Raw genomic sequence first — 15,307 nt, 5'->3', positions numbered from 1 at the left:
GTCAGTGAATCACGTGCAATTCGTAGCGTGCATCCGCGCGGTCGCAGTCGGCTTCCCGGGTGCACAGGAACGCGTCCCAGCCGAGGCGCGCGCCGTTGCTCAGAATGCTCGGCCCCACTTCCTCGCGGCGCAACACCAGCGAGACTTCGTATTCGAGCGTGACGCCGGCAAGCAGCGTCAGCATGCGCTCCAGCGCCACGGCGCGGTCGGCGCCGGGCAAGAATGCTTCGTAGTCGGCCTTGCCGAGCGGTCCTATCACGAGCCGCGCGCGCATGTCGCGCTGCCAGACCCGTTCGCCCGCCAGCGCCGTGGCGCCGAGCGTCGCATTGATGCTGCCGAGCACGGTCAATTGATCGCGCGGCACGTCGTACCATTTGCCGACGAACTGCTCGACGCGCACCGGCACCTGGAAGTACTCCGACAGCGTGCGTTGCAAGTAGGCCGCCGACACCGGCCGATGCCGCGCGGCCAGTGCATAACCGGCGATCGCTTCGTCGAACAGCGCGCCTTCGCCTTCTTGCAGACTGTTGCGCGTGTCGTCGTCCGCGACGCCGGCCAACGCCAGCAATAGCGGCAGATAGCGCTCGTCGCGATCGAGCTCGTAGTGAAACGGCAGGCGGTATTTCTTCCACGCCGCGTAGAACAGCGCCGTCGCGCGATTCGAAAACACGTCGAAGAATTCGCGCGCGGCGCGGTCGCGCTTGATCTGCTCGCGCGCGATGATCTGCTCGGTGTAATGCAGCGGCAATGCGCCCTGCCCGCCGAGCAAACCGAAAAATGCCGGCGTGATGTCGACCTTGTCGAGCGAACCGGCTTCGAGCGCCGCGCTGCGTTGCGGCTTCTCTTTGAGCGCCGCGCCTTCATTGTCGTAAGACTGCGCGCCGTGGATCTCGCTGGGCGGAAACGACATCGACAGCGAATTGCGAAAAGCGATTCGCCGCGCGACGACTTCGCCGGGACGCCCGCGATGTGACGGCGTTTGCTGCGCGAACCACTTCTCCAGAATCCGCACCGCCTGAAAAAATTCGAAGCGATGCGGTTCGTCGAGAAGTTGCTCGACTACGCCAGGATCGATTCGCCGCTGCGCGGTTTGCATCGCAGAATCTCCTCGCCGGTGCGCTTCGACACGACGACCAGTTGCACAAAGCTGTTCAGATGCACGTACAGCCCAAAAAACGTGTCGATCACTCGCACGAACGACGCGAGACTCGTGCCGACGAAATGCTCCTCGTCGATCGTCAGGCGAATCTCGATGCCGCGCACGAACGTTGCGAACGGTTTGCCCGGCAGCCATTGCACGGCCGCGCGCTGCTCGATGCCGACGAGCCCGTCGATATGCCGCGCCGACACCGCCGTGCGCCGCAAATCGTAGAGCACCAGCATTTCCTTGAGCGCCGACAGCCCGCTATTGGCGAGCGACACATGATTCAACGCCAGATGCGAAATCAGCCGCCAATGCACCGCGCGACCGCGTTCGAAACGCACGCTCGGCGTGGGCCTGCGCAGCATCGTGATGCTGCCGGTCAACGAACCGCCTTCGAGAAACAGATCGCCGCCTTCGAGACCCACGGCGAGCCCGGCGGGCAAGTCGCGATTGGTGCAGGTCAGGTCGATGCTGAGCGTGTCGGTTTGCGGCGCGGCCGGTTCGAAGTCGATATCGACGATCGAAATCTCGGTCTCGTAGCCTGGGCTTTTCTGCGCGACCCAATCGTTGCGCCGCGCGAACCAGTAGTGCCCCGCGCGCGCCGCTTCGCCGTGATGCAACGAATAGAACGGCCGGAATTCGATCACCGATTCTTCATGCGCCTGCTGCCGGACCAGTTTCACCGAGTCGATCGAATACACCTCGTAGGCAAAGGCGCGGCGCGCCTCGGCAATCACCGGGTATGAAATCGCCTGGTGACTGACGCGGATCGGCTCGCCGTGCTGCTCGAACAGATTCACCACCGGCGTGCAGAACAGCCGGAAATGATGCGACGAGAGCGAATCGAGCAGGCGCGCCATGTGCGAATCGCTGCGCACTTCCTTCAGCACGACATGCAGCGTGAGGCGCTGGCAGCGGCCGCTCGCGCGCGTCATTGCCGCGAGGTCGAAGTCGGCGAAGTTGAATTTTTCGGGGAACGCAAAGTACTCGGTCAGCAGCCGGTAGGCCGGATGCGATTTGGCCGGATAGTCGATGAGCGAGTCGTCCTCGTCGAACCCCGCTTGCACCACTGGCGATGTGCGCAATTGCGTCCACGCGCCACGCCGGTCGGGCTCGACATAGGTGGCCATCGCGTTGACGAACAGGCAGTCCGCCAGCGCGGCGATAAAGGATTGCTCGCCGTGCAGGTGCGCGCGCAGCGTGCCGACTTTCAGCGCGGACAGATCGAGTTGCGCGGCGGTCGACTCGAACGTGATCGACACGATGGCCGTCGCGTTGCCGGGCAAGACGGTGGCACTCGGCGCCATCGCCACCGAGGTGTACTTCGCCTCCGAAATGCGGACCGGCGCGAGCGTCACGTCGTAGGCGGTCCGAAAACGGCATTGCACGCCGCGAATCGGCCGCGACTTGAGTTCCGTGCCGCGCTCGACGAGCACCGGTTCGGTCAGGTGGCTGAGTGCCGCGGACGTGCCCAACTGCGCGATCGAGCACGACGGAAAGGGCCGCAGATAGTGCGGATACAGCACTTCCAGCAGCGCTTCGGTGAATTCGGGGTAGTCGTCGTCGAGCTTCTTGTTGATGCGCGCGCCCAGCAGCGCGAACGATTCGATCATCCGCTCGACGTGCGGATCTTCGCAATGCTCGCCGGACATCGCGAGACGCGCGGCGATCTTCGGATAGCGCTCGGCGAAGTCGCGCGAATAGCGCCGCAGAAATGACAGTTCGCGCTCGTAATACGGCAGCAATTCTTCCATCGATCTATCCCCGGACCTGAACCCTCTCCGCCTGATCTGGCGCCGCCGTTGCGCGTAACGGCGGTGAAAGCGGTAATAAAAGCGCGGTACTAAAAGCGCGGTACTAAAAGCGCGGTGCTAAAAATGCGGTGCTAAAAGTACTTCAACGCAGCGATTAAAAAAACCGCTGCTACAGCTTCGCGCGTGCGCGCGTCACCGAGTATTGCAACGTGGAAGGCTGCAACAGCGCGTCAAAGCTCACCGGTTCTTCCGCCGGATGCACGACCAGCAGCGCCTGAATCGCGAAGTTCAGCGCATTGGTCGATTGTTCGTTCAGTTCGAGCGTGACCGCGACCTGCTGTAGACGCGGCTCATGCCGCGCGATCGCCTGTTGAATCGATTTGCAGATGAACGTGCGGTCGTAATGGCTCGCGAGGCTCAAGCCCGCGAAATCGTTCAAGCCATACGTGAGCACCGAGCGCTGACATTCCGGCAACGCCGCGAGTTCGTGCTCGGTTAGCGCGATCCGCGTATTCAGGATCGCCTCGACGTCGCGCGCGACCGTACTCTTCAATTCCTCCAACGACAATTGCCGCATCGCCGGGGAAGCCGGCAGATGCGGTTCGTCGTCGAACAGCTTGTCGAGAAAGCTGGGTTCGAAGCGTTTCATCAGAGATCGAAGAAGCGGAGCGCTGCCTGACGCGCGCGGCGTACGTCACCTCGTGCAAGGCGTTGCGCGCGCCGCGTGCGTCCCTGCATCAGACCGCGTACGTCTTGTCGTTCTTCGTCAGGCTCCACGCGCCTTGCGCATTGCCGCCCTGGTTGCCGCCGATCTTCTGCTGCGTGTACTTCCATTGCACCGCGGCGTACTTCAGCGAGAACTGCTCGCTCGGCAGACCTTCGCCCACCACGCTCGGCGTCACGCTCGAGATGATCACGTACTTCAGCTTCACTTCCAGGTACTTGATGCGGTTGCCTTCGCCGTCCGAACGCATGAAGTCGATCGTCACTTCGTCGAACGTCGTGCCGCCCGATGCGTGTTGATAGATCAGCGGGCTGACCACGTCGATGTCTTTCGTGAACTGCATGTCGGCGTGCTCGCACCGCTCGGACGTGTGACCGCCCGCCGTCGAGGCCGTTGCCGAACGCGGTTGCGTGATCGCGTGGCTCCATGAATCGATTTCGATCCAGCCAGCGTGATCTTTATCGGCGGACTCGCCTTTGATCGCCGGATTGCCGAATTTTAAATAAATATCCTTCATGACTCATCGACTCCCCAAAGAGGTGGTTTTAACAGCCAACCCGTGCGGCCCGCACGGGTTTTTTGACTTCGTTTATGAATTTGCCGGTTTCGGCAGGTCAGCGACAAGACGCAAGGAAATCGACAGTTCGTCCAGTTGAAAGTGCGGACGCAGGAACGCGACCGAACGATACGCGCCAGGCTTGCCGGGAATCTCCGAGACCTGTATCGACGCCTCGCGCAGCGGAAACTGCGCCTTCTGCTCCTGTGTCGCGTTGTCGTCGAGCAGCACGTACTGCGAGATCCAACGGTTCAGGAATACCTCGACGTTCTGCGCGGACGCAAAACTGCCGATCTTGTCGCGCATCATCGCCTTCAGGTAGTGCGCGACGCGCGATACCGAGAAGATGTATTGCAGTTGCGCGGACAGCACGGCGTTGGCATTCGCGCTATCGGTGCTGTATTTCTTGGGCTTCTGCACCGATTGCGCGGCGAAGAACGCGGCGTAATCCGAGTTCTTGCAATGCACGAGCGGAATGAAACCGAGGTCGCTCAGTTCCTTTTCGCGGCGATCGGTAATCGCGATTTCGGTCGGGCATTTCAGCGCGACTTCGCCGTCGTCGGTCTTGAAGGTGTGAGTGGGCAGATCTTCCACCAGCCCGCCGCCTTCCACGCCGCGAATCGCCGCGCACCAGCCGAAGTCGTCGAACGCGGCCGTCAGGCGTGCGGCGAACGCCCACGCTGCGTTACACCACAGGTATTTGCTGTGATCGGTGCCGTCCACGTCTTCGACGAAGTTGAAGCCCTCCGCCGTCGCGCCGTCTTTCGGATTGAACGGCAGGCGGCCGAGAAAGCGCGGCAACGTCAGGCCGACGTAGCGCGAATCTTCGGCGTCGCGGAACGACTTCCACTTGGCGTATTCGACCGTGTCGAACACCTTGCCGAGATCGCGCGGCTTGCCGAGATCGGCGAAGCTTTCGAGGCCCAGCAATTCGGGCGACGCCGACGCGATGAACGGCGCATGCGCGGCCGCCGCGACGTGCGACATCTGCTCGATGAAGTACACGTCTTCCGGCTGACGCGTCACTTCGAAGTCGCCGATGATCGTGCCGAACGGCGCGCCGCCGAAGGTGCCGAATTCTTCTTCGTAGATCTTCTTGAAGAGCGCGCTCTGGTCGAATTCGATCGCGGTCTTGAAGTCGCGCACCAGATCGCGCTTGGGCGCGTGCAGCGCCTTGATCTTGACCGTTGCGCCGGTATTGCTTTCCTTGCACAAATAGTCCAGACCGCGCCACGTGCTTTCCATGCGCTGGAATTGCGGCGCGTGCATCACCGCGCTCAGTTGCGCGGAGATCAGGCGGTCGAGTTCCGCGACGCGCGCGTCGATCGTGGCCGACAGGTTGTCGGACACGACCACCGTGCCGTCGAGCACCTGATGCACGAGTTCGCCGATCAGGTCTTTCGCGCGCGCATGCTCGGACTCGGACTTCGCCACGCGGCTTTTCTCGACGATTTCGTCGAGTAGCGTGGATTCCGTGCCGCCTTGCGCGGTGGCGAGTTGGGCTGCTGCCGTTTGCTGGTTCATCTCACACCCCGTGCTTATTCGCCCTGCTTGTCGTGATCCGGCGCGCCGGCATGCTGATCCGCCGCGTTGCCCTGGTCTTTCGCCAGGGTTTGCAACTGCTGCGTGTTGTTGAGCACTTCGCTCAGCAGGTCTTCGAGTTTGTCGTTGCCGGCCAGTTTGTTGCGCAGGTCGGCGAGCTTCGAGCGCGCTTCGAGCAACTGCCGCAGCGGTTCGATTTGCGCGACCACTTCGTCGGGATTGAAATCGGCCATCGACTTGAAACGCAGGTCGACGGCGAACTTCCCGCCCGCTTCGCTCAGGCGGTTCTCCACCTGGAACGCGGCGCGCGGCTCGATCGCCTTCATCACGTCGTCGAAATTATCGCGGTCGATGTTGACGAACTTGCGGTCGCGCAGCTTCGGCTGCTCGACTTCGGACTGCCCCGCCAGATCGGCGACCACGCCGACGACGAACGGCAGTTCCTTCACCTCGATCGCATCGCCGAGTTCAACCTCATACGTCAGTTGAACGCGGGGCGGCCGCACTTTTTGCAAGCGTTTCTGGATACTTTCTTTCTTCGCCATCGTCGGCTCCCGGATGCTGATGGATCAGGCGTGTGGATCAGCGCAGCGCGCTGAACGGATCGGACGCGCCGCCGCTTTGAGCGGCTTTGGCGGAGGCCGCGGGCGCGGCCGGCGCGACAGGCGCGGGCGCCGCCGCGGGCGTTGCGGCCGGAGCCGCCGTGCTGGTGGTCACATCCGGCGTATCGCCGGACTTGGCCTTCGCGACATGACGAACCACGCGGCGCTTCTTCGCCGGCTTGTCGCTCGGGTCGGGCGGGAACAGCGTGGCTTCGCCGAGCGTGTCGCGCAACTGCCTGGCGAGCGCTTGCGCATCCGACTTGGCGTCGCCCGCGAGCGACGCGTCCTGACGCAACTCGCCGAGCGATTGCGTGGCGACGCGCAGACCGGCTACCGCCAGAACGCTCTTCGCTTGACGATCGGTCTGGTCGCGTTGCAAGGCTTCTTGCGCGGCGACGATAGCCTGACCGTAATGCGCCTGCGCGAACTGGATCTGCGCAATGCGCGACCACGGTTCTTCACGCGTTGGATCGGATTTGGCGAGTTGCTGATAAAGCGCGATGGCGCGGTCCTGATCACCGCCCTTTGCAACGGTATCCGCATCCGCGAGTTGCTTATTAAAAGCCTCCGGTGTGGTCGCCACGTTGTTGCCCTGTGTCGCGCAACCGGCCATCACGCCGCATGCCAACACAACCCCAGATAGTTTTACTAACAGACGCTCATTCATCGTTTTTCACCGACGTGCGAATTTTTTATTTCAAGGAGAAACCGGAGTTTTGCTTTGCTTCAAGTGCGCGGGTATAGTACAGGCCAATTTTCGATAATTCAACTTTCGTTTGAAGAAGGATTGCACAAAAAAAATGCACCGGGATGTTTTTAACAATGCAGGCAGAAATTGTTTCCTGGTGCAATAGAGGCAATGCAAAGAGCGGAAAAAATTTCCGTCATGGGAAAGAAAGGCAAGTGCGGCAATGAGTTAGCGGCGGTAAGCGTCGCAACTTCCATGCGGCTCGCATAAAGCGGCATTAGGCGGCATTACGGTGCTGAAAATTTGCCGGATCGATTTCGTTATTGTGTTTTGACGGGGGCGGCGTCGAGCCGGTCGATGTATATGAATTCGCGCTTTGTTCGCCATGCATCGCTATTGATTACACACGTTGCCGCATGCGCGCTTCTGGGGGGCTGCGCGGCCGGCGTGACGGTGCTCGGAGCCGCCGCCAACGCGGCTTTGCAGGCAAGCGGGCTCGGCAAGCCGGAGTTGCCGGACGCGCAAAAACCGCCGCGCAATGTCGGCCTCACGTTATATGCCGCGCCCAATCTGAATGCCGCCAATGACAGGCGTCCATTCGCGCTGGTGGTTCGACTTTACACATTGAAAGATCCCACTTCATTCCAGCAGGCGCCATTCGACGCCTTTACCGACCCAACAAAAGAAAAGACCGCGCTCGGCGGCGATTTGCTGGGCGTGCGCGAAGTGACGCTGATCCCGGGCCAACGTTATGTCGTCACCGAAAAAGTCTCGCGTGAAGCGCAGGCATTCGGTATCGTCGCCCTATTTCGCGATCCGGCGCTGCAGCGTTGGAAATTCGCCTTCGACCCGGCGAAGTCGGAGAAATCCGGCATAATGATTGGCCTGCATAACTGCGCAATGACAGTCACCAACGGCACTGTGATCCCACCTGAACAGGGATTGCCCGCGCAGCCGCTGAATATGCTTTCTTCGGTGAGTTGCGGATAAAAGATGTCGGAAATACGGCATTTAACAGTTCTTAGAGAATTAACCCTGCGGCGCCCGAATCGGTTATCTCCGGGCGCGCCACACGCTGAACGCATATAACAGGTTTGAGATGAGTTATTCCGCAAAAGTGCTCTGGGGGGAAGGCCTGTTTCTGAGGCCGCAGCATTTTCAGCGTCAGGACGCGTATCACGAGGCGCGCCTGTTCGAATCGATCCAGGCGATCCAGCCATACAACTGGGGCGTGCGCTCGGCGCGCTTCGACCGCGACGCGCTCGGCAGCAACGTGTTGCGCGTGAGCGAACTGTCGCTGGTCTTTCCGGACGGCGCGCTCTACTCCGCACCGCAAGCCGACGACCTGCCGCCGCCGATCGCGCTGGATACATTGCCCGACGGCATCAACGAATTCATTTTTTATCTCGCGCTGCATCCGCTGCGCGAGACCGGCGCGAACTATTCGCAAGACAGCAACGCGGGTTTCGTGTCGCGTTACGTCAGCGAGCAAACGCCGGTGGCCGATCATTTCACCGACGCCGCCGAAGCCGACATCACCTTCCTGAAAACCAGCGTCAAACTCATCGCGCATAGCGAGCCGCGCGATCAACTGCTCTCCGTGCCGCTCGTGCGCGTGCGCCGCACCGCCACCTCGGGCTTCGAAATCGACGACACCTTCGTGCCGCCCTGCCTCGCCATCGACGCATCGCCCATCCTGCATCAGCGGCTGCGTCAACTGATCGACGCGTTGCAGGCCAAGGTGAATGCGTTGTACGGCTTTCATCGCGAGCCGACCAAGAACATCATCGAGTTCCGTTCCGGCGACATCGCCTCGTTCTGGCTGCTGCACACGGCGAGCGCGGCGTTCGCGTCGCTCGCGCATCTGTATCAGCATTCGGCGCTGCATCCCGAGCGTCTGTTCCAGGAGTTGCTGCGCCTGGCCGGCCAGTTGATGACGTTTTCGAAAGGTTATGCGCTGTCCGACTTGCCGGCTTACCGGCATGACGATCCGGGTCCCGGCTTCGCGCGGCTCGATACGATCCTGCGCGATCTGCTGGAAACGGTGATCTCCACGCGCTACTTCGCGATCGCGCTCGAGGAAGTGCGCCCGTCGTTCCATTCCGGTCGCCTCGACTCCGGCAAGATCGACGACAAGACCATGTTCTACATCGCCGTCTCCGCGGACCTGCCGACCGCGGAACTCGTGGAGGCGGTGCCCGCGCGCTTCAAGGTCGGCGCGCCGGACGACGTCGACAAGCTGGTGCTCTCGGCCATGCCGGGCGTGCGGCTCGTCTACACGCCGCAAGTGCCGCCCGCGATTCCGGTGCGGCCGGGCGCGTGCTACTTCTCCTTCGAATCGCGCGGCGCATTGTATGACCGCATGTTGCAGGCTCAATCGGCAATGATCTATGCGCCGTCGGGCATCAACGATCTTCAACTCGAACTGATCGCCGTCACATCATGAGCTACGCGCCCTCACTGTTTGGCGGCAGCACGCCTGCCGCGACGCCCGCCCCCGCCGCCGAGCCGACCTATCAGGTGCGCTCGCTGCTCGATCTGCTGTACGACGGCTTCTTCATGCTATTCCTGTTGAAGAACGGCCGCGAGCCCGGCGAGGCGCATGAATTCAGCCAGCGTATCCAGCAGTTTCTCGGCGACTTCGAACGCGGCGCGAAGAAGCTCAACGCATCGGCGGAAGACGTCTACGCGTCGAAGTTTGCGTTCTGCGCCGCCATCGACGAAGCGGTGCTGTCGTCCACGTTCAGGATTCGTACCGAGTGGGAGCGCCGGCCGCTGCAACTGGTGCTGTTCGGCGAGCAACTGGCGGGCGAGAAGTTCTTCCAGTATCTCGAGGAATGCCGCGCGCAAGGCGCGGCGCGGCTGCAATCGCTCGAGGTGTTTCACATGTGCCTGTTGCTCGGCTTTCAGGGCAAGTATCTGCTGGAAGGGCCGGAGAAGCTCGCGTATCTGACCGCGCGCATCGGCGACGAAATCGCGCATTTGAAAGGCAAGCGCGCGCCGTTCGCGCCGCATTGGCCGCTGCCCGATCAGGTCGCGCACCGCCTGAAGCGCGAGGTGCCGCTGTGGTCGATCGGCGCGGTGTTCGCGCTGGTTGGACTGCTGGCTTATCTCGGCCTGAATACGTATCTGCGCGATCAGACGTTGCGCACGCTCGCGCCGTATTCGCAGGTCGTCAAGCTCGGCCCGCAATCGGCTACCTTGACGATCTCGTTGCCGTAACGACGCTGGAACGACGCCGGCGAAATAACGCTGGCCGGTCACAGCAAAAAGGGCGGCCCGCTCGATGCGGGCCGCCCTTTTTTATTGCGCCAGCGAACCGCTTATTGCGACTCTTCCGCCCACACCGCGTTTTCCCGCGCCATCAGCGCAGTGGATGCCGCCGGCCCGAACGTCCCCGCCGTATAACCGCGCGGCCGCTCGCCCGACTTGCTCCAGCCTGCCAGGATCGGCTCGGCCCACGCCCAGGCGGCTTCCAGTTCGTCGCGGCGCATGAAATGCGTGAGGCGCCCGCGAATCACGTCGATCAGGAGACGCTCGTACGCTTCGGCGCGGCGCTCGGTGAAAGCCTGCTGCAAATCCAGGTTCAGATTCACCGGCAGCATGTGCATGCCGCTGCCCGGCTCCTTCGCGAGCATCTGCAACTGGATCGACTCTTCCGGCTGCAACTGGATCACGAGACGGTTGCCGTAGTTGCGCCCGCCGCTCGGAATGATCGAGAACGGCAACTCGGAGAACTCGATGACGATCTCCGACACCTTCTTCTGCATCCGCTTGCCGGTGCGCAGGAAAAACGGCACGTTGGCCCAGCGCCAGTTGTTGATATGCGCGCGCAACGCGACGAAGGTTTCGGCGCGGCTGCCGGCCGGCACGTTCTCTTCCTCCAGATAGCCCTTCACCGCCTCGCCGTCCACCGCGCCCGCGGTGTATTGGCCACGCACGGTATCGCGAGCGATGTCCTCGGGGGTCATGGGCCGCAGCGAGCGCAGCACCTTGAGCTTTTCGTCGCGCACCGCATCGGGGTCGAGCGACACCGGCGGCTCCATCGCGACGATGCACAGCAATTGCAGCAAGTGGTTCTGCACCATGTCGCGCAACGCGCCGGTCTTGTCGTAGAAGCCCGCGCGGCTGCCCACGCCGACCGTTTCCGCGACCGTGATCTGCACGCGCTTGATATACGGCGCCTGCCACAGCGGCCCGAAAATCGGATTGCCGAAGCGCAGCACCATCAGGTTCTGGACGGTTTCCTTGCCGAGGTAGTGATCGATCCGGTAGATCTGCGCTTCGCTGAAGTGCTTGCCGACCGCCGTGTTGATCTCCTGCGCCGACGCGAGATCGTGGCCGAGCGGCTTTTCGAGCACGACGCGCGAATGCTCGTCGACGAGACCGGCGGCCGAGAGGTTGTCGCAGATGTTCGTGAACAGATCCGGCGAGGTCGCGAGATAGAACACGCGCCGCACGCCGGGGCGCGATGCTTCGCTCAGGCGTGTGTAGTCTTCGATCGAGTCGACGTCCATGCGCACGTACTCGAACAGCGCCATGAATTTGTCCCAGGCGGCGGCATCGAACGCCTTCTTTTCGATGAAGGGCTTCGCCTTCAGCTCCATGAATTCGTTGATGTACTCCTCGCGCGACCAGGGCTTGCGGCCGATCGTGAGAATGCGGGTATCCGTCGGCAGATTGCAGTGCAGATGCGCCATGTAAAGCGCCGGCAGCAGCTTGCGGAACGACAGGTCGCCCGTGCCGCCGAAGATGATCATGTCGAGCGGCAGGTCGGGAGTGGCTGAAGCGTGTTGGGTCGTCATAGCGCGAATCGCAGCGTCGTGATGGAGAAGGCGTCGGTCAAGGGGCAGAAAAAGCGAAGCACGAGCGCCGGGGACCGGCACTTTTTTCTGGCAAACGCCTATGGTGCAACGTTTTGAGATTGTTTGCACGGCAACATCTGCCGCAGCTTGGCGCAATATGCCAACCGGCGCTGTTAAACCCCTGTTTTTGAGGCGCTTTCAAATGTGCGGCGTCGCGGCCGTGAGCGTCAAGCGCCGGACAAAGCCTCGCGCGCCACGCGGCAGGCCGCCAGATCCCACGCCGCGCAACCGACGCTTTTGAACACGACCGGCTTCTCCCCTGGCAGCGACGCCGGGTTTTCCACCACGGCGGCAATCCCGCCGACTTTCGCCCAGTCGACGCCGGCCTGAATCAAGTCGCCGGCTTCGTGCCTCGCGCCTGCCAGGTCGTCGACGAAAAGCGCGCTGCCGGCAATGGTGCGCGCGCCGATCTCGGCCATGGCCGGCGTGAATGCGCCGACGCCGATCACGAGCCGCCCGGCCCGCGCCGCTTCGTCGTAGACGGCCTGCTTGCTGGTGGTGAGCGCGATCAGCACGTCGATCGAAGCGGGGATCGTCGCGTCAGGTTCGGTGAGCGGCCGCAGTTCGTGCGCCTTGCCGCGATGCGCGGCGCAAAACGCCTCGGCGCGCGCGGGCGCACTGCCCTTCACCCATACGCGCGCGCCGGGAAACAGTTCACCGATCGCTTCCAGATGGTTGAGCGCCTGCGTGCCGGTGCCGATCAGCAGGAACTCGCGCGGCGCGGCCGCGGCGAAAGTCTCGACGCCGAGCATCGACATCGCAGCGGTCCGGCGTCCGGTCACGGTCGGACCGTCGAGGATGAAAAGCGTCTCGCCGGTATCGGCGTCGAACGCCATCACCTGGCCGTGGATCGTCGGCAAGCCGCGCGGCCCGTTGCTCGCGCATACGTTGACCAGCTTGTGAATGGCGAGATCGGGCGCGGTGGCCGGCATCGACAGCATGACGCCGCCTTCGTTGAGCGGCACGACGAGCCGCTCGGGACTCGCGATGCGCTGCCGTGCATAGTCGATGCTCGCGCGCTTCAACGCATCGACGAGCGTCGCGTACGGAATCAGCCGGGCGGTCGCGGCGGCGTCGAAAATCTGCGTGGTCGAACGGGTCATGAGCGGGGCGGTTCCGATTCTTGTGAAGGTTGAGTTCGATTGCGACGCGCACGACGACGCATTGTTCTTCATGCGTCCTCGCGCACGGCGCTAGGCAACGGGCGTCCCGCTCGTCTGACGCGCGGACTGGATCAGCATCAGCAGATCGCCGGTCTCGATCGGACACGGCTCGTCATCGTAAAAGGACAGAATGCGCCCGGCGCGCACGAGGCCGACCACCACCGCGCCCGGCAGCGCGTTGCTCCAGCGGCCCACTTCCTCTGCCGACGCCTCGCGCTCGATCAGGTTCACCCGGCCGCGCGCCGACAACAGGTCGTTGATGAAAGGCACGATGTAGTCGCTGTCCACGGCGTCGGCGAGCAGCAGCCCGCCGATCCGCGTCGACGAAACGATCACGTTCGCGCCGGCCTGGCGCAACTGGCGCTGGTAGGTCTGCTCGCGGATACGCACGACGATCTTGGTTTGCGGCGCGACGCTGCGCACGGTCAGCGTGAGCAGGATCGCGGTGGCGTCGTCGGCCACGGCGATGATCACGGCTTTCGCGATGCGCACTTGCGCCTGCTGCAACAGGTCCTCGCGCGACGGATCGCCGAGCAGGCCGGCGACGCCCAGCGAGGCGGCCGCTTCGAGCGCCGCCTGCTGCGGATCGATCACGACGATCGACGTCGCGGCGAAGCCGCTCTCGAGCAACTCGCGCACCGCGACCGAGCCGCTCAAACCATAGCCGCATATGACGACGTGATCGCGCAGCTGTTTTTGCAGGCGTTTCATGCGGAATTCCTCGATGACGCGTTGAATGACGAACTGATAGGCGGTGCCGAGAAACACGAACCAGATGATGATGCGGATCGGCACGATGAAAAAGGCGTCGATGAGACGCGCGCGGGCGGTGACCGGCACGATGTCGCCGTAACCGACGGTGGCGACGGTGACCATCGTGAAGTACATCAGATCGACGATGCCGAGCACCTTGCGATTGGCGTCGCGCAGGCCGTCGCGGTCGAGATAGAGCACGACGAAAGCGAGCACGCAGAGCGCCGCCACCAGACCGATGCGTTGCAGCAGCACACGTTGCGGCGACGCCGCCGGCCGCGTGAACAAGATGCGGGCGCGCGGCGCCTGCCAGGCCGAGCGAGCGCGGCGCGGCAGACGAAAGCGCGGCGCACGCGGTTTCGATTTGAGCTGCGGGTGTGGCACGTCGGGCACGCGGCGGCTCCGGGAGTCGGGAAACAAGCGATTCTACGACGCCCGGTGCGCCGTTGGCCCCGATCGCAAGCTCCACGCCGACGCGGCGTTGCAAGCCGCGCCGCCGGTTCACTGCGTCGCGGCTTTGTCCTCGTCTTTCTTGCCGTTCTTGAACATGGCGCGGCATGCCGGGCTCAGTTCGTCGATGTGCTGCTTCATGCAGGCCGTGATCTTTTCCTTGTTCGGAATGTGGGCTGCGCAGAAATGCATTGCGTCGCCGCGACAGGCCTTGGCTTGCTGGTCGCGGCTGGCGGCGTCGACCGGGACGGCGGCCGCACTGAGCGCAAGAAGGCTGCCGGCAAAGAGCGCGTAAGTTCGATTCATGTCGGGCTCCCGTATCTCCCATATCGCAAAGGCGCGCAAAGGTGCGCAAGGCTCCGTGCAAGCGGTTCAGCAGAAAGCGGGCCCGATCATCGCGCAACCGGAGCCGCTTAGCGCGCCGCGCGCCCGTGCGTGAGCGTCATGCCACGCCCCGCGTAGAAACGCGTCATGGTCGCGAACGGCAGATAGGCATCCGCCTGATGCGGCGCGATGCCCGACGGATTGTGAAACCACACGCCCTCGCGATCGCGCCCGTGCAGCAGGATCAGATGGCCGCCCCGGCGTTGATTCGGCCGTGCGGGATAACGAATCTCGGGGCTCACGGAAACGATCGCCAGCGTGTCGGCGTTCAGGCGCGCGGCGATTTCCTCTAGCGGCGCTTGTGGCAGCACCTCGATGTGAAGACCGAAGGCGGCGCTTGCCCAGTCGGCGAACGGCCGGTAGATCAGACCGTCCACGCCGCCGTCCGCGCGCACCCGGTACACGCCATGCCGCAACGCTTCGTCGAGCAGCGCGGCGCGCGGCGCGTGGCCGATGCGCCAATAGTCGAGCGCGGATTCGAGGCACGTCAGACCGCACAGGCGCTTCGCCCAGAAGCGATAACGCTCGGGATCGTCGAAGCCGCTGCGCCGCCAGGCCGGATCGTCGCACGGGTCGCCCCGCTGCTCGACGATATGGCGAACCCATTCGGGACTGCCCCATTGCGAGTAGTACGGCACGCCGGCGTGGCGCAGTGTCGGGTCGTTCATCGTCGTAAGCGGGA

Annotated in this window: 15 protein-coding genes; 3 read left to right on the top strand and 12 right to left on the bottom strand. The window is 63.2% G+C overall.

Features of this window, described 5'->3' with window-relative positions:
* Position 1: 1 nt before the first annotated feature.
* The 7 genes from tssG to BUE39_RS22505 form a co-directional block, all read right to left on the bottom strand.
* Positions 2-1,096: a type VI secretion system baseplate subunit TssG gene (gene tssG / locus BUE39_RS22535; RefSeq protein WP_073430929.1), complete on the bottom strand. Its 1,095-nt coding sequence runs from the start codon at positions 1,094-1,096 to the stop codon at positions 2-4.
* Positions 1,060-2,898 (bottom strand): type VI secretion system baseplate subunit TssF, encoded by a 1,839-nt coding sequence (tssF, locus tag BUE39_RS22530; protein ID WP_073430928.1) that lies wholly within the window; start codon positions 2,896-2,898, stop codon positions 1,060-1,062. The genes tssG and tssF overlap by 37 nt, the downstream gene beginning before the upstream one ends.
* A 169-nt stretch (positions 2,899-3,067) precedes the next feature.
* The gene (tssE, locus tag BUE39_RS22525) at positions 3,068-3,547 is read right to left on the bottom strand and encodes a type VI secretion system baseplate subunit TssE (RefSeq protein ID WP_073430927.1); all 480 of its coding nucleotides are present in this window, start codon (positions 3,545-3,547) and stop codon (positions 3,068-3,070) included.
* An 88-nt stretch (positions 3,548-3,635) separates the two neighbouring features.
* Positions 3,636-4,139 (bottom strand): Hcp family type VI secretion system effector, encoded by a 504-nt coding sequence (locus BUE39_RS22520; protein ID WP_073430926.1) that lies wholly within the window; start codon positions 4,137-4,139, stop codon positions 3,636-3,638.
* Positions 4,140-4,211: 72 nt separating this feature from the next.
* Positions 4,212-5,702 (bottom strand): type VI secretion system contractile sheath large subunit, encoded by a 1,491-nt coding sequence (gene tssC, locus BUE39_RS22515; RefSeq protein WP_073430925.1) that lies wholly within the window; start codon positions 5,700-5,702, stop codon positions 4,212-4,214.
* A 14-nt stretch (positions 5,703-5,716) separates the two neighbouring features.
* Positions 5,717-6,265 carry a type VI secretion system contractile sheath small subunit gene (tssB, locus tag BUE39_RS22510; protein ID WP_073430924.1) on the bottom strand — a complete coding sequence of 183 codons (549 nt, stop codon included), beginning with the start codon at positions 6,263-6,265 and terminating at the stop codon, positions 5,717-5,719.
* A 37-nt stretch (positions 6,266-6,302) separates the two neighbouring features.
* A complete protein-coding gene (locus tag BUE39_RS22505) occupies positions 6,303-6,989 on the bottom strand; it encodes a tetratricopeptide repeat protein (protein WP_073430923.1) in 687 nt (228 codons plus the stop codon).
* 384 nt (positions 6,990-7,373) lie between these two features.
* Here BUE39_RS22505 and tssJ point away from each other — a divergent pair, with 384 nt between their 5' ends.
* The 3 genes from tssJ to icmH all read left to right on the top strand — a co-directional run bounded on the left by tssJ (position 7,374) and on the right by icmH (position 10,232).
* Positions 7,374-8,000, top strand: a complete 627-nt coding sequence (gene tssJ, locus BUE39_RS22500) for a type VI secretion system lipoprotein TssJ (RefSeq protein ID WP_073430945.1) — start codon at positions 7,374-7,376, stop codon at positions 7,998-8,000.
* A 109-nt stretch (positions 8,001-8,109) separates the two neighbouring features.
* Entirely contained in the window at positions 8,110-9,456 is a 1,347-nt protein-coding gene (tssK, locus tag BUE39_RS22495) for a type VI secretion system baseplate subunit TssK (protein ID WP_073430922.1), read from the top strand.
* Positions 9,453-10,232 carry a type IVB secretion system protein IcmH/DotU gene (icmH, locus tag BUE39_RS22490; protein WP_073430921.1) on the top strand — a complete coding sequence of 260 codons (780 nt, stop codon included), beginning with the start codon at positions 9,453-9,455 and terminating at the stop codon, positions 10,230-10,232. The genes tssK and icmH overlap by 4 nt, the downstream gene beginning before the upstream one ends.
* A gap of 101 nt (positions 10,233-10,333) precedes the next feature.
* Here icmH and zwf read toward each other — a convergent pair whose 3' ends face one another.
* The 5 genes from zwf to BUE39_RS22465 all read right to left on the bottom strand — a co-directional run bounded on the left by zwf (position 10,334) and on the right by BUE39_RS22465 (position 15,293).
* The gene (zwf, locus tag BUE39_RS22485) at positions 10,334-11,815 is read right to left on the bottom strand and encodes a glucose-6-phosphate dehydrogenase (protein WP_073430920.1); all 1,482 of its coding nucleotides are present in this window, start codon (positions 11,813-11,815) and stop codon (positions 10,334-10,336) included.
* A gap of 227 nt (positions 11,816-12,042) precedes the next feature.
* Complete coding sequence (lhpI, locus tag BUE39_RS22480; RefSeq protein WP_073430919.1) at positions 12,043-12,978, bottom strand: bifunctional Delta(1)-pyrroline-2-carboxylate/Delta(1)-piperideine-2-carboxylate reductase; 936 nt, start codon at positions 12,976-12,978, stop codon at positions 12,043-12,045.
* A 90-nt stretch (positions 12,979-13,068) separates the two neighbouring features.
* The gene (locus BUE39_RS22475) at positions 13,069-14,175 is read right to left on the bottom strand and encodes a potassium channel family protein (RefSeq protein WP_073430944.1); all 1,107 of its coding nucleotides are present in this window, start codon (positions 14,173-14,175) and stop codon (positions 13,069-13,071) included.
* A gap of 117 nt (positions 14,176-14,292) precedes the next feature.
* A complete protein-coding gene (locus tag BUE39_RS22470) occupies positions 14,293-14,547 on the bottom strand; it encodes a hypothetical protein (protein WP_073430918.1) in 255 nt (84 codons plus the stop codon).
* A gap of 107 nt (positions 14,548-14,654) precedes the next feature.
* On the bottom strand, positions 14,655-15,293 hold the full coding sequence (locus tag BUE39_RS22465; RefSeq protein WP_073430943.1) for a C39 family peptidase: 639 nt from the start codon (positions 15,291-15,293) through the stop codon (positions 14,655-14,657).
* Positions 15,294-15,307: the final 14 nt, after the last annotated feature.

Origin of the sequence: Paraburkholderia terricola, from assembly GCF_900142195.1 — a bacterium.
GTDB classification, from domain to species: Bacteria; Pseudomonadota; Gammaproteobacteria; order Burkholderiales; family Burkholderiaceae; genus Paraburkholderia; species Paraburkholderia terricola.
This window is presented reverse-complemented; position numbering and strand designations above follow the sequence as displayed.